Source organism: Bradyrhizobium cytisi, from assembly GCF_008123515.1.
In the GTDB taxonomy this organism is placed as follows: domain Bacteria; phylum Pseudomonadota; class Alphaproteobacteria; order Rhizobiales; family Xanthobacteraceae; genus Bradyrhizobium; species Bradyrhizobium cytisi.
Genome location: NZ_VSSR01000161.1, coordinates 1 through 1140 on the forward strand (window position 1 = coordinate 1; position 1140 = coordinate 1140).

The 1140-nt window shown below is 59.3% G+C and carries 1 protein-coding gene; it reads left to right on the forward strand.

Annotated features, from left to right (window positions below; translation table 11 throughout):
- Positions 1-60: 60 nt before the first annotated feature.
- Complete coding sequence (locus tag FXB38_RS42240; protein WP_148756738.1) at positions 61-1140, forward strand: IS630 family transposase; 1080 nt, start codon at positions 61-63, stop codon at positions 1138-1140.

Sequence of the window (1140 nt, forward strand, 5' to 3'; positions counted from 1 at the left end):
CTAGTGTTCCGATGCTGACGGATGATTCACAAATCGGCTCAGACCTGCGAATCTGCGCCGATGAGGAAAATCGAACGGATTTCGATCGGCGCCGCCGATCGTGAGCGATTGGAGCGGCTGGTCCGAGACCGGAATACGCCGCAGAAAGTTGTTTGGAGAGCGCAGATCGTGCTTTCTGCAAGCGAAGGGATGACGGCAGAGGCGATCGCGGCGACGGTAGCCAAGAGCCTGTTGACGGTGCGTCGGTGGCGCCAACGCTATACGGCCGAAGGGGTCGAGGGGCTCTTGAAGGACGCGACCCGTCCGTCGCGGGTAAAACCGCTGTCGCCCGAGTTGATCAAGCGCGTGGCGCACATGACTCTGCACGCGAAGCCGCCGAATGCGACCCACTGGAGCGGCCGCAGCATGGCGGCAGCCGCCGGCATCTCCTTGAGTAGCGTCCAGCGGATCTGGGATGCGCATGGGCTGAAGCCACATCTCATTAAGGCGTTCAAGGTCTCGCGCGACAAGAACTTCTCCGCCAAAGTCGAGGACGTCGTCGGGCTCTATCTCCATCCCCCACACAAAGCGCTGGTCTTGTGCGTCGATGAAAAAAGCCAAATCCAAGCTCTCGACCGTACCCAGCCCGGCCTGCCGATGAAGAAGGGCCGCGCCGGCACGATGACCCATGACTATAAGCGTAACGGCACCACGACGCTGTTCGCGGCTTTGAACATGCTGGACGGCAGCGTCATCGGAGCTTGCATGCCGCGTCACCGGCATCGCGAATTTTTGCGCTTTCTCAAGCTGATCGATCAAAGAACTCCCGCCGGTCTCGACCTGCATCTCATCGTCGACAATTATGCGACACACAAGACGCCGGGCGTCCAGCGCTGGCTCAAGGCGCATCCGCGCTTCAACCTGCACTTCACGCCCACCTCGGCATCCTGGCTCAACATGGTCGAACGCTTCTTCGCCGAAATCACCCGAAAACGCATCCGGCGTGGCGCCTTCAAAAGCGTTGCCGAATTGCGGGCCGCTATCATGGAATATCTGGAAAACCACAATGCTGATCCCAAACCCTTCGTCTGGACCAAGTCAGCCAGCCAAATCCTCGAAAAAGTCGCCAAAGCGAAACAAGCGTTGGAGTCACAACACTAG